Raw genomic sequence first — 21068 nt, forward strand, 5'->3', positions numbered from 1 at the left:
TTCCTTGTCGCAGGGTCGGCCGGGCGGTGGGGGCGGGAGCATCTGGCCTTACGGGTGGTCGGGTTTGTCGGTGGTGCCGAGCGCGTCGATGGCCTGGCACGCCTTCAGGTCGCGGCGGACGCGGCGCTGCTCCAGGCGGTTGAGGAGGCCGCCGATGGTCACGTAGGCGATGACGGCCGTGATCAGGAGGAGCACCAGGCCGAGGGCGCCGGCGAAGCCACCGAGCGCGGCGATGATGAAGGTGTGGGCGTTGCTCATGCGGGGCTCGGTGCGGTGCGCCGGGTCGGCTGGAAGAGCTTGCCGAGCTGGCGCAGGCGGCGCTTCGTGCCGTCGCCGCCACCACCGGTCCACCACTTCCAGGCCAAGTACGCGCAGCCACCGGCCATGACCAGCGCCCACGGCCAGCTGCCTTCACGGGCGTCCTGGATTCCGAAGAGGCCCCAGGCGATGGCGTCCAGGCCGAATACGTTGTGCCGGGCAAGGCGGCCAGTCAGCGAGCCGGCGAGGGCGCAGAGGATCAGCGCGAGGCCGGTGGCGCTCAGGACGGACATGATCGGTTTTCCTTCGTCTTGTAGTGGTCGGTGGAAGTGGGGCCCGGTCAGGAAGGGCTCGCGAAGAGATCGAGCTGCCGGCCGCTCTGGCGCTGCTTGGCGTGGAGGGCCGGGCTGCTCGCCGCCGTAGCCGTGGAGCTGTACGGCGTCCCCCGACCGGTACGGGCAGTGCGCCGGTACACCGCTGCCCTTGGTCGTGGCGAATGCCTCGCGCAGGTGCTCGGGGATGTGGTCGGGCACCGGGTGGCGGGGCGCGGGCGGGGCGGCCATCACGCCACCTCCCCGAAAATCGCCTTATAGATGGCCCGGTTGCGCTCCCGGATGACCCGGTCCTCCATGTGGCCGGGCTCCACACAGATCCCGGCGAAATCACAGCCGGGCAGGACGTTGCCTTCGGGCTCACGGTCGTAGCGGATCCCGAAGGCGATACGGCACGCGCTGAGGTTGCGGCCTGCGTGACGCAGAGCCGGGACGCCCTGGTGCCGGTAGCCCGTCCACTCGAGGTGGCCGCCGTCAACCGGCCGTGTACGGAGCCGGAAGAGCTCTTCCACACTGGCGGCCGGGACGCGGCCGCTCTTGTGCTTCGGCATGCGCAGCGCAGCCCGGGTCGCCGCTACCGTCCGGGCGCACACGTCAAGCCGGTCAGCGATCACCCGGTCGGAGAGCCCTTCCCGCAGCAGGCGGGCCACATCGGCACGTACCTTCACGCCGCGGCCCCCTTGGTGGCCGGCTCGTGGGGCGGCAGCCCCAGATGCTCGCGGGACGTGCGCACGGTGCGGATCTGACGCCCGAGACGCTTGGCGATCTCCCGGTCGGTGAGGTTGCGATCCCACAGCGCGCGCACTTCTGCGTCGCGCTGCTCCCACCGCGCTTCCCGGCGCTCTTGCAAGTGGGCTTCGTGGCACCCGTCGTCGACGGGTTCACCCATCCGTACGTGCTTGCGGTACCCGGCGGCCGACGGGCAGGTCAACTCTTCGTTTCTGTCCGCCGGCTTCCGCTTCTCCCGGCGCTGCGGCTCACGAAGGGTCGCCGTACGGGGCTTGGGCTTGGCGGCCGGTTCGGGCGCGGACGGGTCAAGGGCGGTGCGCTCGTGCGGGTTCAGTCCGGCGATCACCGCCGGGTCCCGTCCCGACTCGATCTCGCCCCGCTCCAGCCCCATGATCCAGCCCAGGCATTCGGCGTGGACCGGGCATGCCACGCAGAGCGCCTTCGCCTCCGGTTCGAAGGTGTCGTCGAAGAACAGCTCGATGTCCTCGCCCACGCATGCGGCCCGGTGGATCCAGTCGCTGCGCTTGAGGAGGGTGTCGGGCACCTGTCCCGAGTAGGTCGTCACCGCCGTTCACCGGGTGCGCGTGGAAGGGCCCGAGGGCAGCTTGCGGATGCTTGCGGTGGCGTCCTGGTCGCGCACCATGTCCCGCAGCCGGCCGGTGGCCCGGAAACGCGGGACATGGTGCGCGACGGTCGCCATACGCTCGCCTGTGGCGATGTTCTGCGCGACGCCCGCCGGCCGGACCTTCGCCGAAAACGTGCCGAAGTTGCTGACGGTCAGGCTCCGTCCGGCCGCGAGGTCCCGGGCGATGGTGTCGAATACGGCGCGGACCGCGGCCTGAGCCTGCTCCCGGGTCAGGCCGGCCTCTGCTGCGACGGCTGCGGTGAGTCTCTTGATCGCCATGGTGATCTCCAAGTGGGCGGGCGCGGGGCGGGCGGCCCCGCGCCGGGGTCGGTCAGTTGCAGGTGGGGTCGGCCGGGACCACGGCGATCGAGGCGGTCTTGTTGTCGCCGTGGTAGGCGCTGTAGATCCGATTGCCGTGATCGCACTTGGTGGCCGCGTTGCTGAAGCCGTCGGGCATCCGGACCAGGTCGGCTGCCGTCCCGTTGTCCTTGCCGGAGCGCGGCGCGTCCTTGAACGGCTCGGAGGCTTTCGCACCACAGCCGGACAGCAGGACCAGGGCGGCAGCGGCCGTGAGAGCCGCGGTGATGGTGCGGGTACGGGCAGAGCGCATTGCGTGGGTGCCTTTCGGAATGGTGATGGCCCTGGAACAGATGCAGGGGTAAGCCCGCTGGCAGACGGGGCAGACGGGGATGTTCACGGCAACAAGTTCTTCGAGCGGGCAGCGGCCAGCCAGGGGCCGAACTCCTTGGTGATGCCGTCGTAGAGGTGGCCGTCGGCCACAGCCGCCGGCCTCTTGCCCGCGTGGAAGTACGAGGCGTTGTCGACCAGGCGGCCGGGCAGGTTGTCGAGCTCCTGAAGGAAAGAGACCTTGTACGGGCCGAAGCCGACGAAAGACCAGAAGATCGGCAGCTTGGATGCCTGGGCGAGCAGCAGCCGGGTGTCGTTGGTGTCCTGCGGGTCCCCGTCGGTCTGGAAGATGACCAGGGCCGGCGTGGTGCACTCCGAGGCCAGGTAGTGCTCCATGACGGCGCGCATCGCGATCGTGTACTCCGTGCCGCTCATGGTGAGTTCGCCGCCGTGCAGCCGGTGCTGCTCAGCCACGACGTCCGTGTAGCGGTCCAGGCTGACGTCGACCATCGGATACGGCTGCGAATCGAACATGATCAGCGGCACGACGCCGTCGTCGTCGAGGTTCACGGACAGAGCGAGGACCTGGTTCGCGAGGTCCTGCACCGCGCCGTTGCGGTAGTAGTCGCGCATCGAGTACGACCGGTCGACGACCAGGTACACCGCGGCGCGCTGCCCGGCGAGTCCCTTCTTCTCCAGGGAGACGGCCGCGGACTTGACGAGCGAAACCAGGCCGACCGGCACTTTGCCGAAGTCGACCGCCGTCGCCGCACTGGCGGGCGCGGTGGGCATGGGCGGTGCGGTGGGGTGGCTCTTCTTGCGGTTGAACAACATGGGTGGTTCTCCTTGCTGGTCCCCTGCCGCCGGGGCCGGTGTCATCCGCGGCGGCAGGGGTGTGGGTGGGTCAGGCGCCCGACTCGAGGGAAGCGGCGCGCCAGGCTGTGGCGGTGTCGTTGATGAAGTCGCCGTATGCCTCGGGCGGCTCTGTGATGTCCACGGGCGGCACCCGCGGGTCCTGGCGTACGGCGCGGGCGTTGGCGATGCCTGCGCGCAGCTGGGTGTTCTCCGTGCACAGCTGGTCGAATGCGGTCAGCTGCCCTTCGAGCTCAGCGATGCGCAGCGCGGCCTTCTCCAGCCCGGCCTTGAAGTCGTCGCGCTCACCGCAGGCGCTCTCCGCTTCCCGCGAAAGCTCCCGGTTGTCCTTCTCCAGGCGGCCGATGTAGCCCTTCGCGCCGTCGACCTCATGCCGGGCGGCGTCCAGGGCGCGCCACACCTGGCCGGGGCCGACCGTCAGACGACGCAAGCCGCCCCCGTTGGTGAGGTCCGCGATGAACCGCTTGGGGCCTTTGCCGGTGCCAGGGCGATGACCAGGCAGGCCAGGCCGATCAGGGCGAGCGCGAGGAACAGGTAGGCGATCACGCCGTACCCCCCGCGCGCCGGCCGAAGGGCAGGGTGCCGAGCTTGCGCGGTGCCTCGGTGCCGAAGGGCTGCTCGGTGTCGAAGCGCGCGCCGCCGGTGGTGAGCTCGAGCTCCCGGTAGGCACCGACGTTCGCGTCCTGCATGTCGGTGAGGCGCTGTGCCAGGGCGGCGATCGTGTCCATCAGGTCCTCCGTGCGGTGTCGGGGGCGGTGTGCTGCTTGTCGTGGTCGTCGAAGGTCTTGATGAACCCGGCCTGGACGGACTCGCGGAAGTTGTCGTGCGGGAACGCATCGTGTGTGCGGCCGTCCAGCAGCCGGCCCGCAGCCGTCTTGCCGACGCGGACCGCGATCGTGTTTGCGTCCAGCAGCCACGTCCGGCGCGTCCGGTCCCCGGGGCGCATCGGCCGCGTGACGCCGGAGCGGAAGGTGCGGCTCGGTCCCAGCTCCCGGATCGTCGCTGAGCTACGGCCGCCGTTCAGCGGGTCGTTGTACGCCCGGCCGCCGGCGAACTCCGTGTCGTCCGTGACGGCCGCGGACAGGTACTCGCCGTACTGCTTGAAGAAGAACGGCACGCGCGCCTGCTCGCACTGGTCCCGGAGCCCGCGCGCCCAATCCGGGTGCATCGGGCGCGCTCGGGGGCCGGACTCGCCACCGGCGATGACCCAGTCAATGCCGTGGAACTTCTGGCAGCAGCCGCCCGTGTGTACGTACGAGGCGGTCAGGCCATGGCCTCGCTCGCTGCCCATGGTGACGACGGCCTGCTTCAGGTCGACGGGGCCCAAGAGCGGTTCGCACGAGATGAATCGGACGGCGGCCGGGGTCTCCAGCAGCGCCGGGATGCGGATGTTCGCCCACTGCTGGTTCTCCACGCTGACTCCGAGCCAGATGTTGGCCGGGGGCCGTGCTGCGCGTGCGCGGGCGGCCCGGGCCGCGGGGCTGGTCCGCATGGCCTCGGTGGGGCACTGGTCGAACTTGGCGGCGTGCTCCTGCCGGGCTTTCTCCCGGGCCTGTACGAAGGACCGCATCCGGGCGTGCCGCTTGGTGAGGACCTGGAAGGTGTGCCGGGCGTTTGCCTCCATGACGTCGAAGACCCGGGTGATGAACAGGTCGGGGACGTCGTCGTGGAAGAGATCACTCATGCTGTTGACGAAGACCCGGGCGGACTTCTTCCAGCGGAACGGCTGGTCGATGCGGTCCTCGTGCAGCGTCACGCTGAAGCCGTCGGGGAACGCCTTCGATCCGGCGAAGCGGTGGGCGATGTTCTCCGCATAGCAGTTGTCGCAGCCAGGACTCACCTTGGTGCAGCCGGTGACGGGATTCCACGTACGGTCAGTCCACTCGATCTTCGTGATGCTCATGCCGGCCTTCCCTCCTCAGGCTGCGGTGCGGGGACGCGGCGGACGTACAGGTCGGCGCCCTCTTCGGTGAGTTCGGTCCGGGCCTCGTACGCTCCGGCGGGGAGGTAGGCGCGCGAGTAGTCCGCCGTCCGCACCCGCAGAGCCACGGCCTTCGCGCCGTAGTTGCTGCCGTACGAGCCGGCGAGGACCCACGTCCCGGGCAGCTGTGTGGCGAGCGCGGCGATCTCCCTGTGGTCGACCTGGCGTCGGCCCCTGGCCCGGGTCACAGCGCGTCCACGAGGCACGCCGGCACGGTGACGACGTGCTCGGACAGGACCCCGGTGATGACGTCGTAGTCCTGAGCGCGGCCCCACCGGGCGTCCGGGAAGGCGCGGCGCAGCTGGTAGGTGATCGTGCGGGCTGCGCCCTGGGGCAGCGGCGTCTCGAGGCGGTTGCAGTCGAGGGCCATCACGCACCAGAAGCGGGCGTCGTTGCGCTTGTGCGCGGTGACGCGGACCTCGGTCAGCTCGCGGCCGGCCGCGTGGCTCAGGCGGCTGAAGAGTTCGTGGCGCAGGGCGAGTGCCGCCTGGCTGGAGTGGGTGACGGTCCTCACGGCGCACCGCCGGTCGTTCCGTGGCACAGGTCGTCGCGGACGATGGTCTGGAGCCTCTGGTAGCGGGCGATGGTCTGCGGTGACCAGGTGCGCTCGGGGCCGAATGCCTCGCGGAACCATTCGTCGCACAGGGCGAGCAGCAGGACTTGGTGGTCGGCGGCCGCTGCGGCCTCTCCCCCGTCGGCCGGGGTGACCAGGTCGGGGTGGTCGATAGCGAGGTGCGCGAAGAGGTCCTCGTACGCCCGGTTCTCCAGGTCGTGGCGGAACGGGTCGGCGACCGGCAGGGCCTGGCGCATCGACTCGAAGTACCGGGCCTGGACGCGGCGGGAATGCCTCAACAGGAAGGCCGTCAGGCGTCCGTCCCGGCGGTGCTTCGGCTGGCTGCGGTTGATGCGACGTGCAGCGATGTGCGTCGTTGCGGTCATCGCCACCATCTCCTTCAGGTGTGGGATTCGTCGGTGTTGGTCGTGGTGTGCAGGGCGGCCCGGGCGGCGGCGGCCCCTCGTTGTGCGGTCTCGGGGGCCGGTGCCGGGCGGCGGCGCCGCCAGTGCTCCGGCACGGCGGGCAGCAGGTCCATGGGTTCCGCCTGCGGGTCGGCCATCAGCCGGCCGACCGCGGCGAGGACGCCGCCCCAGGTCATGCCCGAGCTGCGGGCTTGCGTGAGGACGTCCAGGAATTCGTGAGGACCCCAGTCGGGCCGGGCGGCGGACGCCAGCGCCAGGAGCTCGCGGGAGGCGGGCCGGGGAAGGTCCGGTGGCTTCTCGGGGATCGGGTTGTGCTTCATGGGGTGCTCCAAGTGGGGTGCGTGGGTCGGCAGGCGCGGCACAGGCCGTCGGGCAGCTGCTTGCGGGACGGGGCCCCGCAGTCGGCGCACTCGTGCCACCGGCCGGGGCCGGGGAACGGCGGCCCGGCAGGGCCGGGCGGGCGCGGCGGCGGACGCCGGTCCGCCCGCAGGTCCGCGCACACCTGGCAGCGCTCGCCGGTGCGCCAGATCCGCCCGGATTCGCAGTCAGACAGTCCGCAGCCGTGGCGGACCACGGCGGCACCGAGCAGCCAGCGGCCCCGGTCGCGGATGGTGTCGGTGGTGGCGAAGCGGAACTCGAGACGCTGCCGCAGCCGTTCCGGCTCGCAGCCCTGATCGAGCTGGCGGCCGATCTCCCGGGCGAGCTCGCGCACCACGTACGGCGACAAGCCCGCCAGCAGCACATGAACCGGCTCGAGGACCTTCCAGATCCGCGGAGCGAGGCTCAGCTGCGGTCCCGCGTACGGACGCTTGAAAGCGGCGGGAAGCGGAACCCGGTCCGGGTTTTCCACAGCACGACTACCGGTAGTTCGCCTCCGGCGGATGAAACCACCGGCCTGCTCGTCTTCTGGTGAGTCAGTCCTGTGGTCTTCCTTAGTCGCGAGGGACCCATCACCAAGATCCGCACCCGATCCCTCTTCAACGTCGGGGGTGAGTGTCATCTGCGACGGCTGGTCGTGGACGGTGAAGAGGTGACGGCCGCGGTATCCGGCCCGCCGGTCCACGGTGATCCAGCCAAGCTTCTCCAGACCGGTCAGAATGCGGTCCACGGCCTTGTCGCTGAGCGGCTGACCGCACTTCTTCCCCGACCGGTGCCGCAGCACCGTGCCGATCTCGGACAGCGTCAGCGGGTGCCCCGTCGCCACGGCATACGCCACCGCGGTGTACGCGCGCAGCTGGCGCGGGCTGAGTGCTTCGCTCGCCCGGGACGGCACCCACACGAAGCTCTCGTCCTTGCTGGCGACCCGCACCCTGCGCACGGCCGTTATGCCCGTGCCGCCCGGCGCAGTCCGCCTGATGGTCGTGAGCTCCACAACGTCGTCGTCCGGGGCGGGCCGGCCAAGCTGCGTGAATGCCCGCTCCACGGTGGGACGCGAGACACCGAGCAGCCCGGTGAGGTAGCCGACCCCGGCCGTACAGCCTTCGCGGCGCCCGGCGAGCGCCGCGACCTTCGCGTACACGGCCACCGTGGCGTCGCTGTAGACGCTGGAGGTGACCACCCGCCAGGGAACGCGAACTCGCTGCGATCGGAATGTCGTTGACACGGTGGCCACCTCCCTTCTAGTTGCGACGTAGTGACATCATTCACCATACTTTAAAGATTGGCTAGAGTTCTAACATTTGGGATGTCTTACACTCTGGCCATGGCCGCTGACCAGGAACCCCAGATCGCCCCCGACGGCGTGCAGGAAGTGCCGCTGACGATCGCCCGCCCCCTGCTGACGACAGTCATCGAGCAGCTCCGTGAAGACGGCGTAGTCAGCGCGCTCACCGTTCGCGGGCGCCGGCGGGCCTACCTCGTGACCCCGGAGTTCTACGAAGAGGCCATCGAGGCGAAGAAGCGCTGACGTCCCGCAGTACGACTTCGTCCTTGGCACAGTGGTCACCTCCTTCCGGGGCGAGTGGTCATGCGGCGTCGGAGAGGCCGAAGAGGCCGGGGGCTTCGCGGAGTCCGTTGAGGACGGAGATCACCAGCCATGAGCTGCGGTGGCGGTTGAAGTTGCCCACGAGCAGCGAGCTGGACGGAGTCATGTGCAGCGCGTCCGGCAGTTCGCCCCGGCGCCCATCTCCGTACTTGCGCATGAACTCGAAGCAGCCCCAGTCGCGCAGCATCAAGTGGTTCTCGCGCTCCGAGTCCCGGAAGTGGATGCGGGGTATGTACGCGAACCGCTTGGCCCCCTGTGGTTCCGGCTTGCCGCTGTCGAAGAGGGCGAGCTGCGGCGAGTCGGGGCTCTCGGGGTTGTGGTCGAAGTTGATGTCCAGGTGCTCGGGGTGGATCACCGCGAGCGACATCTTGCGGGCGTTGGCCTCCTTGATGGAGGCGACCTCGTACGGCGCCAGGAGCTCGATCCGGCCGGCCTTCGGGTACTCGGGGCGCACGGTGGTGAAGGCGTCGTTGATGTGGTCGTGGGCGCCAGGGCTGCGGTCTCCCGCGACCTTGAAGGACTCACGCCGGGAGTCCTTCGGGTTTCGCTCGAGCGGGACCTGGCTGACGGACCAGCGGCGCGGGGCTCCGTACCGTCCGAGCGGGTAGACGCGGATCAGTTCGCGAAGCGTGCTGCTGACACCTGCGGAACAGACGAAGGTGCGGCCGTCGCTCTGCGGCTCGGGCACGGTCTTGCCGAGCATCACGAAGTCGTCGATGGTCATCACAGCTCATCAGCTCCGTCCTTCAGAACGTCGCCGTGGCAGGCATCCGGTGCGCACCAGCAGCCGAGAGCTTTGCCCTTGAGCTCATGCAGCCGGTCCAGGAGGGACGGCTTGTAAGGGAGGTAGTGCTGCTCGTAGTTGGCGATGACCGTGCCGCGGTCGCCATCGCCCGGGAGCTCGAAGGGGTTACCCCAGGGACTGCGCCGGTCGATGCGCTCGTAGAGGTAGGCCGTGCTTGCCCACGCGATCAAGTTCTGGTGACGGCGCATCGACACGACTACGGTCTCGCCGCTCGCGAGTTGCCGGTGCAGTGCGCGCTCTTCGTCACTCCACCCGTCGAACTCGCTGCGGGCAGGTGCGCGGGACGGAGTGGCCATCGCCTCGGGGGTGGGTTCGGTGGGCTGGACCCAGTCGTCGCCGGACAGGAGATCCGGCTCGGGCGCCAGCTCGGGCGCGGGCTCGCGGGGCGATACGAGTTCGCCGCGCAGCTTGGCGACTGCTTCGCCGACTCCGTAGTAGGTGATGCCGATCGCTTGGAGGTGCGCGGCGGCTGCGTCCACCAGGGCCGAAGTGACGGAGGACGTGCTGGAGGGCATCTCGGCATTGCTGAGACGTTCCGTGATCCAGTCGCTCCCATATCCGGCGCGGTACAAGAGAAGCGCGGCAACCTGGCGGACAGCCGGCGGCAACAGGTGTGCTGAGTACGTCTTGCCGTCAGTCCCTTGGACAGCAGGTGATGCATTTGCATCACCTCGCAGGTCGCGGGCGATCGTCGACTGATTCATTCCCGTGGCCGACGCGATTGCCCTGGTGCTCAGGCCCGACTCTCGGAGGCTGGCGACAACTTCCTGCCGCTCCTCTCGAGGCAGGCGTAGCCGGGAGGTACCGAACTCCTCAGCGCAGTAGTCATCCCACGTCGCGTAGTCGAGAGCGGCCCAGGCCCGGGAGGTGTACGCCTCCTGGATTAGCAGCCACGTTCCTTCGACCGCCACCTTGATGCGGTCGGTGAGCGTGCGGGCGTCATCGGCACTGGGGGCCATCGCGGAAGCGGTCTCCACAGTCATCGCTCCTCACCGTCGCGTGCGCCATCGAGAGCGACGGTCAGGCCGTCGGCGACCAGTTGGAGCTCGTGGCGGACCTCGGAGTCCGTCATGTTCGAGGTGTGGACGACACGGCGGGCGTAGGTAGCCCAGTGGCCAAGGGCGGCTCGCAGCCGCGCGGTCTCGATGTACGCAAGCTGTCCGCCCGTCAGGCGCAGCGTGGTGTCGTCCAGCTCGAGCTGCCCGTCGTCATCGAGCGTGCCGTGGGCCGTCCGCTGGAGGAACAGGTAGCGCTGTGCATCGCGGACCAGGCCTTCCTGATCCGCGTTCGGCAGCTCCAAGCCGACGATGCGGACCCTGACGGAGGGCTCTTTCTCGGTGCCGGGGGCGGGCTCGGTGCGCTCGATCGCGGCGAACTCGCCGATGAACAGCCGGCGGGCTCCCGGCTGGTCGTAGACGGGGCGTACGTGCGATTCCAGGGCATCCAGCGCGGATGCCGAGACTTTGGCGTCGAAGCGAAGATTCGTCATGAGGTGGCTTCTTTCAGGGCAGGCCACTTGGCCTTGTTGAGCCGATCGCGCTGTGCGGCGGGCAGGGTGAATTGGGGCCAGCCGAGCCGGTCCAGGCCGGCCCAGCGCAGCCATGCGGCGTCGCACTGGTTGTCGTCGGCGAACTCGAGGCCGGTGCGCTTGTAGGCGGCCATAGCCATCGCGGTCTTGTCGGCGTTGCCCTTGCCGGTCGCGTAGGCCTTGAGGGTGGCCGGGGTGATGACGGCGTACAAGACGTCCCGGCGCAGCAGTACGGCGCGCACCGCGCCGTGGACCATGCCGGTAATCCCGGCCGATTTGGCGTGAGTGGGGAGGTCCTCGATCACGACCAGATCGGGCAGCCGTCCGGGACCGATGTCTTCGCCACCGATGGCGATCGCGACGTTCTGCTCGATGACGAGCAGACGCCGGTCACCCAGGTCCGAGGGACCGCCGACAGTGCCGGTGGAGCCGTCGCGGTAGGCGATGCCGGTCGCGGTGATGGAGAGGTCGAGTCCAACAACCTGCGGGGCCCTCATGACTGGCCACCGCGGACCTGCACGAGGCCGATGGCCTTGATCTGTGCGTCCAGCTCGGCATCGGTCATGACGTGGACGGTTGGGGACCCGTCCGACGCAGGCGGGATCAACGGGGAGGAACAGTGCCCCTCTCCTGCCTTGGCTTCTACGGCAGGCGAGCACAGACCTGCCGCGGATGGCGTTGACGTCGGACGGGTGGTCTTGTGGAGACCGCCGGGAGCGGTCGGCGCGTCGGCCGGCGCTTGCCCCCACACGGCGTTGCCGTAGGCGGCCTGGTGACGGGCGGCGATCCGGCGGGCGGCATCGGGGCCGGCGAGAACTTCACCGCGCGCGATCTGCCCGAGCAGGTGCTGCTCCGGGGTGGGCGTCTGGACGTGCCCGGGGTCGACGTGGCCAATGCGGCCGTAGCTGCTCATGAAGTGCTCCTGCTCCTGCGCTGATAGGCGGAGAGGCGGCAGCGAATTCCCCACCAGGTGACGTGCTGCGGGGAGGTGCCGATTTCGTCCCACTCGGCTGCGAGCAGCTCGTAGAAGTCGTCATCGGCGGTGCACCCGCCGTAGCTCTCGCCCGCGTAGATCAGCAGGTCGCCCTCGTACGAGGACAGTGCGTGGCGGGCGCTCTCGCCTTGGAACGGCGGCCACACCATGAGCAGCGCCCGGTCCTGGTGGTGCTTGACCGCGGAGGCGTCATCGCGCAGCACCGTGGTGGAGGGGCCGCTGGTGCAGTACGTGTTCTCGCCGACCGGGTTGGGGTCGTACGCGGCGACGTCGATTCCGGCCTGCTCGAGCTGCCAGGCCCAGTAGCCGCTCCCCGCCCCGATCTCCACGACCATGCGGCCGCCCAGGACGTTCGACATCCAGGCCACATCGCCGGGGCTGATGATCGACCAGGCGTACCTCTTACACAGCGGGCTCAGCTCAGCACCGAGCTTGGACAGGCGCTGTGCGGTGGAAATGTCGAACTCGGTGGCCGCGATGAACGGTTCCAGCTCGTACTCTTCGCCGATGTAGGGCGTGGCGGGCATCCAGCGCACCACGTCCCACAGCGGGTTGTCGGTGCCGTCCGGCGTCAGCTGGTCCTGCTCGGACCCGGCGATGGGCCGCCGGGCCGCGAGAGACGCAAACTCCATCGGCCGACGCCTGGCAGGGTCCTTCCACGCCGCTTGGAGCGCTTCTGCGATCTCGTTCATGACGTCCGCCCGGTGGTAATGGTGAGGCCGGGCGTGGCGGCGGTGCGGACGTGGTCGGCTATCTCGCGGGTCTGCTCAGCCCAGGACGGAGTGAGGTCCACGACCGGCTCACCGGCCAGGGCGCGCCGCACGTTGGCGTGGCACAGGGCAATGAGCTCTGGCAGGCCGGGGCGGAAGGTGTCGAGGAGCTCGAGGCGACCGAGCGCGGTGTTGGCCACGTCCCAGCCGGTGAAGACGATCGGCCCGGCGTACGGCTGCATGTCGGCGCCCATCGCGGCGAGCACACAGGACCCGATGACGTTGCGCGGGTACTGCTGCGGGAAGAGCAGCCCGCAGTCGTTGACCCAGCCAGCGGCGGCGTAAGCCGAATGCAGCAGCACGCGGGCCTTGCCCTCGGGCCCGAGCAGCGTACGGAAGTCCAGATGCCCGTCGTGCTCGGTGAGGTCGCCTTCGTTGGAGATGACGATGTACTTCATCGCCGCCCCCGCCCGGTGCCGTTCGCGTTGGCGGGGCGGTTCTCGTGCCGGGTGACCTTGACGGCCTGGACCAGGGAGAGCGGCGCCCACACGAGCCACTTGTCGAAGCCGCGGTTGTTGTCCCAGTTCACGCAGATCATGGCCTCGCCCATGGCGGGGAAGCACGCTCTCGGCGAGCACTTGGCGGTGGCTCCGCCTGTGGCGCACGGGCAGTCGTCGATCCTGGCGAAGGCCCAGGCGGTGGGCTTGCCGTCGAACGCGCCGGGGACGTGTGCAGGCTCGTCGATGGAGACCGTTCCGAGCCGGCCGCAGGCGTGCCGTACGCGGGTGCCCAGCGGGAACATGCCTTCCAGTACGGCCTGTTGGGTGCGCATGTCGTCGGTGTCGACCACGGTCCCCTTGTAGCCGAGCAATTCGGTGCTCATCGCTGCTCCTCTCCGGGCTGTCGGATGTCTTGGTGGGTGATCCAGCCGTGTTTCATGGCGACGGCGACGGCCTGCGCGGCGGTGACGACGCCCAGGCGCCGGTAGATGTTGCGTCGGTGCTGCTTGACGGTGTGCGGGCTGAGCCCCCGGTGCTCCGCGGATCTGCGGGCCGTGTGTCCGTGCGCCACGTCGAGGAGGATCGGGAGTTCTGATCTCGTCAGCGGGCACTTCGTCGGGGTGGCGGGGGTGAGCCGGCCAACCTCCTGAAGCAGCTCCTGAATCGCGCGGGTCTGCGGGGTCGGCGTATCGCGGGCGACCGCGCTGTGGATCACGGCGAGGCGGGAGGCGGTCATGGGCTCAGTGGGCATCGGTGCCTCCAGGTCCTGGCGCCGTGCGCTGCGCGTACGTTGCTTCGCCGATCAGCCGCCAGGTCGTGATGGTCTTCTCGATGTTCTGGAGGGTGGTCAGGTCGTCGTCGCCGGCCGCCGCGTGCTCGAGGTCCGCGAAGAACCCTTCGAGGTCGTCGGCGTCCATCCGGGCGGCCCACGGCAGCGCGGGCCCGTACGACTGCTGCTCCAGCTCGGTGATGCGGGTGCGCAGCCGGGCGACTTCTCCGAGCAGCGCGGGGATGTCCTTGCGTGCGTGTGCGCAGAACTGCATGTTCGGGACGGCCTCACCGAGGGCCCACGGTTCGACGGAGGCGAATGGGCCGAAGCCCTGCGGCATTCCGTCGTTGTCCAGCGTGATGTCCCACTTGCCGGGCCGGGCGTCGGTGACGCGGCCCTGCACCTCGAGCAGGTAGTCATCGTTCAGGGGCTCGGGCATCACGCACCCCCGGCTGAAGGCTGGTTGACGGCCTCGTGCCAGGTCTTGCCGTCGGCGACTGCCGCGCGGGCCTGCGCGTCGGTGATGTAGCCGGTCGCCGGGTGTGCTGCGATCCGCTTCCGCAGGTACGCGGTGTGGCGCCGGGCGTCGTCGAGCTGGTTCTCCAGCTCCACGACGATGTGCGGCAGGCGGGCCTCGAGGATCGCCGCACGCTTCCAGCCCTCGCCGATGGTGGCCGCGAACGGAATGGCCAGCGCCTCGTGTACGACGCGCAGGAAGTCGAGGAGGGCGTCCCGGTCGGCTTCGGCGGCCGTCGGGTTGGCCGGGTGGACGTGAACGCCGTCGGCGGGCGTGCAGATCATGCCGTCCGCGCCGGGGGCGACCAGGCTGAGTCCGAGGGCTTCGCGCTGGTCGTCGTCCAGGTGGAGTTCGACGGTGCGGCCGGCCTGGTCGGTGCAGGAGATGGCGGCGTCGCCGGTGGCGTCGGTGTGGGTGACGAGACCCGTCCAGTGCAGGACCGGGCTCTGTGGTGCCGTCGGGCCCGGGGGCCCGGCAGGGGGCTGTGCGATGCTGGAAGGCATCGGGTCCCACCTCAGTTCTCTCAAGGTGATCGGCTGGTGGGGTCAGAGGGCTCGTCGGGTGCGTCCGGCGGGCCCTCAGTGCGTTTCAGGCAGCGGTGCGGATGGTGCGCTGTGGTGCTGTGTGCAGCGGCGTGACGGCCGGGCTGTCGACGGCGAGCAGCGCGCGGACACGGTTCATGAGGCGCGGTGTCGGCTCCGGTGCGGTGTCCGCGATTCGGCTGACGAAGTCGTCGATGGACTCGCCCGGCTGGATCGTCAGGACGATCTCCCGGCTCATGACGCGCTCGCTCCGAACTGCCTGTCCGAGCCGCAGGCGCGGCACTGGGCACGCCAGAGCGGGTTGCGGTGGCCGCAGTCGCACACCCAGCGGCAGACGGTGTCGATGAGGGCGCGCATCAGGCCACGCTCCTTACGCCGGTGCCGTCGGACCCGTCGTCCTCGGGGAGCAGGAGGTCGTGGACCGTGCAGCCGAAGATGTCGGCGGCCGCCTTGAGGTGCTTGGGGGCGAGGCCGCGTCCGGGGCGTCCCTTCTCGACATCGCAGATGCGGCTCCTGCCGATGCCCAGCCGCCTGGCGAGGGCTGCCTGGCTCAGGCCGCCCTCAATCCGCCGATGGCGGAAGGCTCTTGGGTCTTCGTTCATGTCTCGACAGTACGACTTTGTACCACTGACCACAAGTGGCCAGTCCTGAAAACGCCTGTTCCTTGTGAAGGAGTCGTGCATCCCCTCGCGTGACCTGCCGCCCTTCAATAAAGTGCGAGAAAGTACGAGCGACCACGAGGGGGAACGACCATGGACGATCAGGACCTCAGCCCTCCGGGCTACGGCGCGCTCATCCGTCTCGCCCGTGAAGCGCAGGGCATCAGCCCCGAAACCGCAGCGGCCCGCATGCCGTACAAGTTCTCGGGCTCGAGCTGGCGGCAGATCGAGGCCGGCTACCGGGGACGCGGCGCCAACCGCAAGCGGGTGCCGGGCAAACCGTCCACCGTGGCCGCCATGGCGCGCACCGTCGCCATCACGGCCGGCCGCCTCCAGGAGCACTATCCGGATGCAGCCGCGATCCTCAGGGAGATGGAGCGCCAGGAGGCGGAGCAGGCGCCGGCCATTCCGGAGGTCCTCCGATCGTCTCCACCGCACGTGCGCCGCATGATTGACGCAGCGCTCGAGGACGTGGACCCCCAGGACCGGGCAGATGTCCTGCGGGAGATGGCTGCGGACTACGAGGCGATCACGGCGGGGCGCGCCCGCAGGGCTGGGCAGCAACCCCCGCGCCGCACCGGATAGTTCGCACTGCGGAACGTTTATAACGGTCCAGTCACGTTCCCGGCATATGCCGGTGACGCAGCGGGACTCCAGGGGCACGATTCATGTCTCGTACATGCGCCCATATGTACGAAGTCCGACGCGCACCGACAGGGGACGACATGGCTCTGGTCATTGTCGCGGGTGTGCTCGGCGTCATCACCATCTGTGGGGGTCTGTTCTTGCGGCGCCTGCTCGGTCAGTTGAACGAGCTGAGGCGGCAGATCACATGGGTCGACAGGCAGATGCGCGCCCAGCGAGCCCGAGTGACATTTCTGAGACAACTGATCGCCGAAGAAGATGAAGACAGGGGAGATGATGAAGACGTACCACCGGCGCAGGTGGCCGTCGCCAATGGCCACATTCCCGAACTACCGTCCGGGCCGCCGGGCGAGCTGACGCCCGTCCGGCGTAAGGGGCACCTGGGGCTCCACATCGGTGGCGCCGTCGCAGCGGCGGCGGCCCTCACCACAGCAGTCCGCGGCGGTCTGAAGAACCACGGAGCCCAGGTCGCGGCCACCGTGACGGCAGCGACACTCAGCACGGCAACTGTCGCCCTGGTCACCCTTCAGCCATGGAGCAGTGACACCAGCCAGCACCCGCCGGCTTCTGCGCCGACCGCCCCCTACTCGCCGCCGCCCGGCCTCCACCGCTCTGCACCCAGCACGGGTACGCCCGACACCGGCACGCCCGCCCCCGGCGCCTCTCCGGCTGCACCGTCCGCCTACGGGTCCCCCAGCCCGTACGCGAGCCCCTCGCCGACTGTGCTGGCCTCCGATGTGGCCGATGCCGACAGCAGTGCGGTTGTGGCCGGGCGCGGCCGCCAGCACGGCCGCGGCGGCCGTTCGACTCCTCCTGTGCGGACGGACCGTTCGGCTCCTCCGGGGCGCACCCGCAGGCCGCGACCATCGGGCACGCCGCCGGTCAGGGGCCCCGTCTCCTTAGGCGTCACAGCCTCACCGCTGGTCGGCGTCAGCGTCTGCGTGGGGTGCTCCTGACGGGGCATCACGGTGCCAGGCGATCCGCTGGACCGCAGGCGCAGCGATCCCCTTGCTGGGTGAGGGCATGATGCGCACCTCACCCAGCATGCCGGGCGTCAGAAGTGCCGCGGCGATGGCCCGCTGCTTCTCGACACCCGCCTGCTGCCACCAGCGCACCACGTCGGTGATGGGCTCTTCCGGCAGCAGCCCGGCGAGCGGGGCCGGCGTAGTGAGCTTGCTCAGCCTCCCCTCTGCCTGACTGACGAGCGTCTCGTATTCCTCGATGTCCTTGGTGCGTTCGATCCTGGCCAGCGCCGTCGCCGGCTTCGGCGCGTCCCTCAGCAGCCGCAATTCCCTGGTGAGCTCTTCCAGTTCGGCGCGACCGGCCTTCTGCTTCCCCTGCTCATCAGGGCGGTGGCGCAGCGCGGCGTGACGGTCGGGGTTCGCCAGCCACCTCAGGATTACCCCCAGCTTCGGCGGTAGCCGCTCGCCGGTCTCCGGGTCGAAGCGGTCGAGCTCACCGATGACGAGATGATCCACCTCGTCCTTCGCGATCCACACATGGCCCTTGGGGTGGCACTGGTACCCAAGCCGCGCCTTCTTGCCGTTCTTGCGGCGGGACATAACTGCCACCGGGCAGCGGCCGACACCACACCTCATGGTCATGGACAGCACGTGCCTGATGTGCTCACCGGTGTACGTGCGGCGGGCGGGGTCCGCAAGGATCTGCTGCACCCGCTCGAACAGGGCCCGGGAGATGAGCGGTGTCCAGCCCTCCCACTGCACGGGGACGATCGCGCCGTTGTGCTTGCGCAGCCCCGCGTAGGCCGGCCGCAGCAGCATCGAACGCAAGTTCTGCGGGCTGAACGGCGTGCCAGGCACCAGCTCGCCATCGATCACTTTGTCCCGGCCGACGATGCCGCGCTCTTCCCACTCCTTGGAGAGGGCATACATCGGCTCAGGCAGGCAACCGCCGCCGCCCGCGGCTCCGTTGGTGTACAGCAGCGGGACCGTCTCGTCTTCCCGCACGCCGAACTGGTTGTCGTCGACACCGGCGACCCGGACGAACAGTTCGGCGATCAGCGGTGCTTCTGTCTCGTGCGGGTACTGCGCGACCGGCCGGGGACGGCTGTCGATGACCTCGTAGTCGCGGACGTATCCGAAGGACACCTGGCCCTGCGGGCGCCCCTCGCGAGCGGCAGAGTTCAGTCCGCGCAGCGTGCGGGCCGACAGCCGGCGGGCCTCCTTCTCCGCATCGGCGATGCCGGAGATCAGTTCGTGTCGGTCGTTGTAGTTGCGCGGGTTGTACGAAGGCCGCTCATGGCTCGTGATGTGGATCAGGTAGCCCCGCGCCTCGCATGCGTCGACGATCTCCACGCCGCGGCCCGTTTCCCGCGACAGACGCGAGATCTCCCACAGCACCAGGACATCGCCGGGGTTGCCGAACTCACCGGAATGCAGGTCCGCGAGCAGCTGCTCGAAGTCGTCGCGCGCCCTGCGGGCGTACTTCGACGCCGACCCCGTGTCCTTGTATGGCTCGCCCCAAGCCCACGGCCCGAAGTCCTTCTCCGTTTCCAGGTTGTCGCTGTGCTGGTCCCGGATGCTACGCGCCGTACGCCCTCTACCCTTGGAGACGCGCAGGTACTCGCGCGCAGCCCTGGCGACCTCTTGGTCCAGTGTGGCTTCAACTGCCGTCAGCACAGCCATGCTTGCCCCTCCTACTGACGCCCTCAGCAGAGTGTCGTTAAGAGTAAAGCAGATCCATGATGGGGGACCTTGAGCACATCCACCGGTGGGAGGGTCGGGTAGGTGCGCAACAGCGCCTCCTGGGCCGGTGGTTCGAGGTCACCGGGGAGCAGCAGGGTCAGTCCGGCGGTACGGACCAGCAGGGTGACGCTGGCATCGTTCGGGCCGTCCGGGAAGATCGCGGGCGTACCCGGTGGCGCGTTCGGTGGCGTGCCCGGTGGCCACAGCACCTGCCAGTGCAGACTTCCGATGCTGCGCTGTTCGTCGGGTCCGGCCGGGGTGAGCGGGACATGGGCGGCGGCCGCGGTCCGGCGGACGAACGCACTCTGCTCCGGGGGGTCCTGGAGGGTCGTCGTCTCGATCGCGCCGACCGCTCTGCCGTGCAGTACACCGGGCAGGCCCGCGACGTGGTCGGCGTGGAAGTGGGTGAGCAGCAGCAGCGGGATCCGGGTGACTCCGAGGGCGCGGAGACAGTGGTCGACGAGGCGCGGGTCGGGGCCCGCGTCGATGACGACGGCCGAGCCGGTGCCCACGGCCAGCACCGTGGCGTCCCCCTGGCCGACATCGCACATGGCGTACTCCCAGCGCGGCGGAGGCCAGCCGGTGACGATCCGGGTGAGTGGGGCGGGGCGCAGGACCGCGAGCAGCAGCAGAAGCGCGCAGGCGGCGCAGGCCCAGGGGTGTCGGCGCAGTCGGCGGGCGACCGGCACCAGCGCGGCCATCACCACGACGAGCAGCAGTGCGCCGGTCCAGCCACCGGGCCAGTCGATCTGCGCGCCGGGCAGCGAGGCCCCGCCGCGAGCCACAGCGGCGATCCAGCCGGCCGGCCATCCGGCACACCGGGCGAGCACCTCGGCGGCCGGCATGGCCACCGGCGCCGTCGCGAGGGCCGCGAAGCCGAGGACGGTCGCCGGGCCTACCGCGAGCTCGGCGAGGAGGTTGCAGGGGACTGCCACCAACCCGACCCGGGAGGCCAGCACCACGATGACGGGGGCGCAGACGGCCTGCGCGGCGGACGCGGCCGCCAGCACTTCCGCGAGCCGGGGCGGCACCCCGCGCTCCTGCAGCGCGGTGCTCCAGCGCGGGCCGATGGTCAGCAGCGAACCGGTGGCCAGCACGGAGAGCAGAAAGCCGTAACTGCGGGCCAGCCATGGGTCATACAGAACCAGCAGCAGGACCGCGGCAGCCAGTGCGGGAACGAGCGATCTGCGTCGGCCCGTGCCGATCGCCAACAGGGTGACGAGTCCGCAGGCGGCGGCCCGCAGCACGCTCGGGTCCGGTCGGCAGACGATCACGAAGGCGGCGGTCAGGACGCCGCCGAGCACAGCCGTGCCACGCAGCGGAATGCCCAGCCGTGGCGCGAGGCCGCCGCGCTCCGCGCGCAGCGCGGTACCGGGCGGCCCGATGAGCAGCGCGAGGACGAGCGTGAGGTTGCTGCCCGATACCGCCAGCAGATGAGTGAGATCGGTGGCCTCGAAGTCGTCCTGCAGATCGGGCGGAACCCGGGCGGTGTCACCCACCACCAGTCCGGGAAGCAGGGCGCGCGCGTCCGGGGGAAGCCCTTCGCTGGCCTTGCGCAGACCGCCGCGCAGCCTGCCCGCCAGTCGCTGGACGCCGGTCGGCGACCCGGTGATCCGCGGCGGCTGCTTCCCCGGCACGCTGAATACCGCCGCAATGCGGTCCCCGTCGGCCAGCGGCGGTTCCAGCCGGGCGGTCAACCGCAATCGGGTGGTGGGCAGCAGTCGCTGCCATCGGTCGGAGTGCGCGATCACCAGGACAGGGGTGCGGACCCTGGCTGCCGTGCCGTCCGGAGCCCGCACCCAGGTCACTTCGGCGTCAAGCACGACCGATCCCGGCATCGCATGGTCACCCCTGACCCGTGGGCGCGTCGGGTGCGGGTCGGATGTGACGGTCAACTCGGCGGTGACCCGGGCGGACTGGCGGGCCAGCGCGGGCAGCGGGCCGCGCCGGGTGTCCGCCCCGTGCAGCCCGGCCGATGTGGCGCCTGCGGCTGCGCACAGCAGGGTCGCGGCCACGGCGGTCGTACGGAGCCGGCTCCCCGGCCGGACGGCTCCGCCCCTCAGCAGCGCCACCACCGCGCAGAGCAGGACCAGCACGGTGACGACGGTCCATCCGCCCGGTGCGACCACGGTCAGGGCCGCAGCAGCCCAGGCTGCCAGCGCGGGGAACACCAGCCGCAGATCAGCGGGTCCTTCCTGGTGCGGGTCGGCCGCACCCAGCCGATGGCCCGATGCCGCATGAACTGCCGCGCGGGTCACGGCTGCACGAGTCATGGCTCCAGGAGTTGCCGCTGCGCGGGTCACGGCT

At 70.0% G+C, this 21068-nt stretch carries 33 protein-coding genes and 1 pseudogene; 2 read left to right on the forward strand and 32 right to left on the reverse strand.

Annotated elements, in window-relative coordinates; translation table 11 throughout:
- Nucleotides 1–48: 48 nt before the first annotated feature.
- The 16 genes and pseudogenes from AB0M87_RS04685 to AB0M87_RS04760 form a co-directional block, all read right to left on the reverse strand.
- A complete protein-coding gene (locus tag AB0M87_RS04685; protein ID WP_365850142.1) occupies nucleotides 49–258 on the reverse strand; it encodes a hypothetical protein in 210 nt (69 codons plus the stop codon).
- Nucleotides 255–551 carry a hypothetical protein gene (locus AB0M87_RS04690; protein ID WP_365850144.1) on the reverse strand — a complete coding sequence of 99 codons (297 nt, stop codon included), beginning with the start codon at nucleotides 549–551 and terminating at the stop codon, nucleotides 255–257. The genes AB0M87_RS04685 and AB0M87_RS04690 overlap by 4 nt, the downstream gene beginning before the upstream one ends.
- A 269-nt stretch (nucleotides 552–820) precedes the next feature.
- A complete protein-coding gene (locus tag AB0M87_RS04695) occupies nucleotides 821–1258 on the reverse strand; it encodes a helix-turn-helix domain-containing protein (RefSeq protein ID WP_365850146.1) in 438 nt (145 codons plus the stop codon).
- 368 nt (nucleotides 1259–1626) lie between these two features.
- Nucleotides 1627–1863: pseudogene (locus AB0M87_RS04700) on the reverse strand (WhiB family transcriptional regulator); the annotation flags it as partial.
- Nucleotides 1864–1890: 27 nt separating this feature from the next.
- Nucleotides 1891–2235: an HU family DNA-binding protein gene (locus AB0M87_RS04705; RefSeq protein WP_365850147.1), complete on the reverse strand. Its 345-nt coding sequence runs from the start codon at nucleotides 2233–2235 to the stop codon at nucleotides 1891–1893.
- 40 nt (nucleotides 2236–2275) lie between these two features.
- Complete coding sequence (locus AB0M87_RS04710) at nucleotides 2276–2554, reverse strand: hypothetical protein (RefSeq protein ID WP_365850148.1); 279 nt, start codon at nucleotides 2552–2554, stop codon at nucleotides 2276–2278.
- An 83-nt stretch (nucleotides 2555–2637) separates the two neighbouring features.
- Complete coding sequence (locus tag AB0M87_RS04715) at nucleotides 2638–3405, reverse strand: VWA domain-containing protein (RefSeq protein ID WP_365850149.1); 768 nt, start codon at nucleotides 3403–3405, stop codon at nucleotides 2638–2640.
- Between the two features lie 70 nt (nucleotides 3406–3475).
- Entirely contained in the window at nucleotides 3476–3874 is a 399-nt protein-coding gene (locus AB0M87_RS04720) for a hypothetical protein (protein ID WP_365850150.1), read from the reverse strand.
- Nucleotides 3862–3990 carry a hypothetical protein gene (locus AB0M87_RS04725; protein ID WP_365850151.1) on the reverse strand — a complete coding sequence of 43 codons (129 nt, stop codon included), beginning with the start codon at nucleotides 3988–3990 and terminating at the stop codon, nucleotides 3862–3864. The genes AB0M87_RS04720 and AB0M87_RS04725 overlap by 13 nt, the downstream gene beginning before the upstream one ends.
- Nucleotides 3987–4172 (reverse strand): hypothetical protein, encoded by a 186-nt coding sequence (locus AB0M87_RS04730; protein WP_365850152.1) that lies wholly within the window; start codon nucleotides 4170–4172, stop codon nucleotides 3987–3989. The genes AB0M87_RS04725 and AB0M87_RS04730 overlap by 4 nt, the downstream gene beginning before the upstream one ends.
- Complete coding sequence (locus tag AB0M87_RS04735) at nucleotides 4172–5347, reverse strand: phage Gp37/Gp68 family protein (RefSeq protein WP_365850153.1); 1176 nt, start codon at nucleotides 5345–5347, stop codon at nucleotides 4172–4174. The genes AB0M87_RS04730 and AB0M87_RS04735 overlap by 1 nt, the downstream gene beginning before the upstream one ends.
- Entirely contained in the window at nucleotides 5344–5613 is a 270-nt protein-coding gene (locus tag AB0M87_RS04740; RefSeq protein WP_365850154.1) for a hypothetical protein, read from the reverse strand. Before AB0M87_RS04740 ends, AB0M87_RS04735 begins: the two co-directional genes overlap by 4 nt.
- Complete coding sequence (locus AB0M87_RS04745; RefSeq protein WP_365850155.1) at nucleotides 5610–5939, reverse strand: hypothetical protein; 330 nt, start codon at nucleotides 5937–5939, stop codon at nucleotides 5610–5612. The genes AB0M87_RS04740 and AB0M87_RS04745 overlap by 4 nt, the downstream gene beginning before the upstream one ends.
- Nucleotides 5936–6364: a hypothetical protein gene (locus AB0M87_RS04750; protein ID WP_365850156.1), complete on the reverse strand. Its 429-nt coding sequence runs from the start codon at nucleotides 6362–6364 to the stop codon at nucleotides 5936–5938. The genes AB0M87_RS04745 and AB0M87_RS04750 overlap by 4 nt, the downstream gene beginning before the upstream one ends.
- 14 nt (nucleotides 6365–6378) lie before the next feature.
- Nucleotides 6379–6723: a hypothetical protein gene (locus tag AB0M87_RS04755; protein WP_365850157.1), complete on the reverse strand. Its 345-nt coding sequence runs from the start codon at nucleotides 6721–6723 to the stop codon at nucleotides 6379–6381.
- The gene (locus tag AB0M87_RS04760) at nucleotides 6720–8006 is read right to left on the reverse strand and encodes a hypothetical protein (protein ID WP_365850158.1); all 1287 of its coding nucleotides are present in this window, start codon (nucleotides 8004–8006) and stop codon (nucleotides 6720–6722) included. Before AB0M87_RS04760 ends, AB0M87_RS04755 begins: the two co-directional genes overlap by 4 nt.
- Before the next feature lie 99 nt (nucleotides 8007–8105).
- On the opposite strand from AB0M87_RS04760, the gene AB0M87_RS04765 reads away from it, so the two are divergent.
- A complete protein-coding gene (locus AB0M87_RS04765) occupies nucleotides 8106–8309 on the forward strand; it encodes a hypothetical protein (RefSeq protein ID WP_365850160.1) in 204 nt (67 codons plus the stop codon).
- Nucleotides 8310–8367: 58 nt separating this feature from the next.
- Here AB0M87_RS04765 and AB0M87_RS04770 read toward each other — a convergent pair whose 3' ends face one another.
- The 14 genes from AB0M87_RS04770 to AB0M87_RS04835 form a co-directional block, all read right to left on the reverse strand.
- Nucleotides 8368–9111, reverse strand: a complete 744-nt coding sequence (locus AB0M87_RS04770) for a hypothetical protein (RefSeq protein WP_365850163.1) — start codon at nucleotides 9109–9111, stop codon at nucleotides 8368–8370.
- Nucleotides 9111–10175: a DUF4326 domain-containing protein gene (locus tag AB0M87_RS04775; RefSeq protein WP_365850165.1), complete on the reverse strand. Its 1065-nt coding sequence runs from the start codon at nucleotides 10173–10175 to the stop codon at nucleotides 9111–9113. The genes AB0M87_RS04770 and AB0M87_RS04775 overlap by 1 nt, the downstream gene beginning before the upstream one ends.
- Nucleotides 10172–10681 carry a hypothetical protein gene (locus tag AB0M87_RS04780; RefSeq protein WP_365850167.1) on the reverse strand — a complete coding sequence of 170 codons (510 nt, stop codon included), beginning with the start codon at nucleotides 10679–10681 and terminating at the stop codon, nucleotides 10172–10174. The genes AB0M87_RS04775 and AB0M87_RS04780 overlap by 4 nt, the downstream gene beginning before the upstream one ends.
- Entirely contained in the window at nucleotides 10678–11217 is a 540-nt protein-coding gene (locus tag AB0M87_RS04785) for a Holliday junction endonuclease (RefSeq protein WP_365850169.1), read from the reverse strand. The genes AB0M87_RS04780 and AB0M87_RS04785 overlap by 4 nt, the downstream gene beginning before the upstream one ends.
- Nucleotides 11214–11633 (reverse strand): hypothetical protein, encoded by a 420-nt coding sequence (locus AB0M87_RS04790; RefSeq protein ID WP_365850171.1) that lies wholly within the window; start codon nucleotides 11631–11633, stop codon nucleotides 11214–11216. The genes AB0M87_RS04785 and AB0M87_RS04790 overlap by 4 nt, the downstream gene beginning before the upstream one ends.
- The gene (locus AB0M87_RS04795; RefSeq protein ID WP_365850172.1) at nucleotides 11630–12346 is read right to left on the reverse strand and encodes a hypothetical protein; all 717 of its coding nucleotides are present in this window, start codon (nucleotides 12344–12346) and stop codon (nucleotides 11630–11632) included. Before AB0M87_RS04795 ends, AB0M87_RS04790 begins: the two co-directional genes overlap by 4 nt.
- Nucleotides 12347–12402: 56 nt before the next feature.
- Nucleotides 12403–12882 carry a hypothetical protein gene (locus tag AB0M87_RS04800; RefSeq protein ID WP_365850173.1) on the reverse strand — a complete coding sequence of 160 codons (480 nt, stop codon included), beginning with the start codon at nucleotides 12880–12882 and terminating at the stop codon, nucleotides 12403–12405.
- The gene (locus tag AB0M87_RS04805; protein WP_365850174.1) at nucleotides 12879–13307 is read right to left on the reverse strand and encodes a hypothetical protein; all 429 of its coding nucleotides are present in this window, start codon (nucleotides 13305–13307) and stop codon (nucleotides 12879–12881) included. The genes AB0M87_RS04800 and AB0M87_RS04805 overlap by 4 nt, the downstream gene beginning before the upstream one ends.
- The gene (locus AB0M87_RS04810; RefSeq protein ID WP_365850176.1) at nucleotides 13304–13675 is read right to left on the reverse strand and encodes a helix-turn-helix transcriptional regulator; all 372 of its coding nucleotides are present in this window, start codon (nucleotides 13673–13675) and stop codon (nucleotides 13304–13306) included. The genes AB0M87_RS04805 and AB0M87_RS04810 overlap by 4 nt, the downstream gene beginning before the upstream one ends.
- Nucleotides 13665–14132, reverse strand: coding sequence for a hypothetical protein (locus tag AB0M87_RS04815; RefSeq protein ID WP_365850177.1), 468 nt, complete (start codon nucleotides 14130–14132; stop codon nucleotides 13665–13667). The genes AB0M87_RS04810 and AB0M87_RS04815 overlap by 11 nt, the downstream gene beginning before the upstream one ends.
- Entirely contained in the window at nucleotides 14132–14713 is a 582-nt protein-coding gene (locus AB0M87_RS04820; protein WP_365850178.1) for a hypothetical protein, read from the reverse strand. Before AB0M87_RS04820 ends, AB0M87_RS04815 begins: the two co-directional genes overlap by 1 nt.
- An 85-nt stretch (nucleotides 14714–14798) precedes the next feature.
- A complete protein-coding gene (locus tag AB0M87_RS04825) occupies nucleotides 14799–14990 on the reverse strand; it encodes a hypothetical protein (protein WP_365850180.1) in 192 nt (63 codons plus the stop codon).
- Entirely contained in the window at nucleotides 14987–15109 is a 123-nt protein-coding gene (locus AB0M87_RS04830; protein WP_365850182.1) for a hypothetical protein, read from the reverse strand. Before AB0M87_RS04830 ends, AB0M87_RS04825 begins: the two co-directional genes overlap by 4 nt.
- Complete coding sequence (locus tag AB0M87_RS04835; RefSeq protein ID WP_365850184.1) at nucleotides 15109–15354, reverse strand: helix-turn-helix transcriptional regulator; 246 nt, start codon at nucleotides 15352–15354, stop codon at nucleotides 15109–15111. The genes AB0M87_RS04830 and AB0M87_RS04835 overlap by 1 nt, the downstream gene beginning before the upstream one ends.
- A 150-nt stretch (nucleotides 15355–15504) precedes the next feature.
- Between AB0M87_RS04835 and AB0M87_RS04840 the strand changes: the two genes are divergently transcribed.
- Nucleotides 15505–15996 (forward strand): hypothetical protein, encoded by a 492-nt coding sequence (locus AB0M87_RS04840; protein WP_365850186.1) that lies wholly within the window; start codon nucleotides 15505–15507, stop codon nucleotides 15994–15996.
- Between the two features lie 974 nt (nucleotides 15997–16970).
- Here AB0M87_RS04840 and AB0M87_RS04845 read toward each other — a convergent pair.
- Nucleotides 16971–18701, reverse strand: a complete 1731-nt coding sequence (locus AB0M87_RS04845; protein WP_365850187.1) for a recombinase family protein — start codon at nucleotides 18699–18701, stop codon at nucleotides 16971–16973.
- Nucleotides 18702–18724: 23 nt separating this feature from the next.
- Nucleotides 18725–21034: a ComEC/Rec2 family competence protein gene (locus AB0M87_RS04850; protein WP_365850188.1), complete on the reverse strand. Its 2310-nt coding sequence runs from the start codon at nucleotides 21032–21034 to the stop codon at nucleotides 18725–18727.
- Nucleotides 21035–21068: the final 34 nt, after the last annotated feature.

The organism is Streptomyces sp. NPDC051320 (assembly GCF_040682175.1).
Classification (GTDB): Bacteria; Actinomycetota; Actinomycetes; order Streptomycetales; family Streptomycetaceae; genus Streptomyces.

Bases quoted from the DNA above. Each gene is read 5' to 3' on its own strand.
- AB0M87_RS04735 (WP_365850153.1), bottom strand. From the start codon at position 5,347: ATGAGCATCACGAAGATCGAGTGGACTGACCGTACGTGGAATCCCGTC.
- AB0M87_RS04815 (WP_365850177.1), bottom strand. From the start codon at position 14,132: ATGCCCGAGCCCCTGAACGATGACTACCTGCTCGAGGTGCAGGGCCGC.
- AB0M87_RS04770 (WP_365850163.1), bottom strand. From the start codon at position 9,111: ATGACCATCGACGACTTCGTGATGCTCGGCAAGACCGTGCCCGAGCCG.
- AB0M87_RS04835 (WP_365850184.1), bottom strand. From the start codon at position 15,354: ATGAACGAAGACCCAAGAGCCTTCCGCCATCGGCGGATTGAGGGCGGC.
- AB0M87_RS04830 (WP_365850182.1), bottom strand. From the start codon at position 15,109: ATGCGCGCCCTCATCGACACCGTCTGCCGCTGGGTGTGCGACTGCGGC.
- AB0M87_RS04800 (WP_365850173.1), bottom strand. From the start codon at position 12,882: ATGAAGTACATCGTCATCTCCAACGAAGGCGACCTCACCGAGCACGAC.
- AB0M87_RS04710 (WP_365850148.1), bottom strand. From the start codon at position 2,554: ATGCGCTCTGCCCGTACCCGCACCATCACCGCGGCTCTCACGGCCGCT.
- AB0M87_RS04765 (WP_365850160.1), top strand. From the start codon at position 8,106: ATGGCCGCTGACCAGGAACCCCAGATCGCCCCCGACGGCGTGCAGGAA.
- AB0M87_RS04780 (WP_365850167.1), bottom strand. From the start codon at position 10,681: ATGACGAATCTTCGCTTCGACGCCAAAGTCTCGGCATCCGCGCTGGAT.
- AB0M87_RS04750 (WP_365850156.1), bottom strand. From the start codon at position 6,364: ATGACCGCAACGACGCACATCGCTGCACGTCGCATCAACCGCAGCCAG.
- AB0M87_RS04795 (WP_365850172.1), bottom strand. From the start codon at position 12,346: ATGGAGTTTGCGTCTCTCGCGGCCCGGCGGCCCATCGCCGGGTCCGAG.
- AB0M87_RS04810 (WP_365850176.1), bottom strand. From the start codon at position 13,675: ATGCCCACTGAGCCCATGACCGCCTCCCGCCTCGCCGTGATCCACAGC.
- AB0M87_RS04850 (WP_365850188.1), bottom strand. From the start codon at position 21,034: ATGACTCGTGCAGCCGTGACCCGCGCGGCAGTTCATGCGGCATCGGGC.
- AB0M87_RS04790 (WP_365850171.1), bottom strand. From the start codon at position 11,633: ATGAGCAGCTACGGCCGCATTGGCCACGTCGACCCCGGGCACGTCCAG.
- AB0M87_RS04820 (WP_365850178.1), bottom strand. From the start codon at position 14,713: ATGCCTTCCAGCATCGCACAGCCCCCTGCCGGGCCCCCGGGCCCGACG.
- AB0M87_RS04775 (WP_365850165.1), bottom strand. From the start codon at position 10,175: ATGACTGTGGAGACCGCTTCCGCGATGGCCCCCAGTGCCGATGACGCC.
- AB0M87_RS04685 (WP_365850142.1), bottom strand. From the start codon at position 258: ATGAGCAACGCCCACACCTTCATCATCGCCGCGCTCGGTGGCTTCGCC.
- AB0M87_RS04755 (WP_365850157.1), bottom strand. From the start codon at position 6,723: ATGAAGCACAACCCGATCCCCGAGAAGCCACCGGACCTTCCCCGGCCC.
- AB0M87_RS04805 (WP_365850174.1), bottom strand. From the start codon at position 13,307: ATGAGCACCGAATTGCTCGGCTACAAGGGGACCGTGGTCGACACCGAC.
- AB0M87_RS04715 (WP_365850149.1), bottom strand. From the start codon at position 3,405: ATGTTGTTCAACCGCAAGAAGAGCCACCCCACCGCACCGCCCATGCCC.
- AB0M87_RS04845 (WP_365850187.1), bottom strand. From the start codon at position 18,701: ATGGCTGTGCTGACGGCAGTTGAAGCCACACTGGACCAAGAGGTCGCC.
- AB0M87_RS04785 (WP_365850169.1), bottom strand. From the start codon at position 11,217: ATGAGGGCCCCGCAGGTTGTTGGACTCGACCTCTCCATCACCGCGACC.
- AB0M87_RS04825 (WP_365850180.1), bottom strand. From the start codon at position 14,990: ATGAGCCGGGAGATCGTCCTGACGATCCAGCCGGGCGAGTCCATCGAC.
- AB0M87_RS04690 (WP_365850144.1), bottom strand. From the start codon at position 551: ATGTCCGTCCTGAGCGCCACCGGCCTCGCGCTGATCCTCTGCGCCCTC.
- AB0M87_RS04730 (WP_365850152.1), bottom strand. From the start codon at position 4,172: ATGGACACGATCGCCGCCCTGGCACAGCGCCTCACCGACATGCAGGAC.
- AB0M87_RS04840 (WP_365850186.1), top strand. From the start codon at position 15,505: ATGGACGATCAGGACCTCAGCCCTCCGGGCTACGGCGCGCTCATCCGT.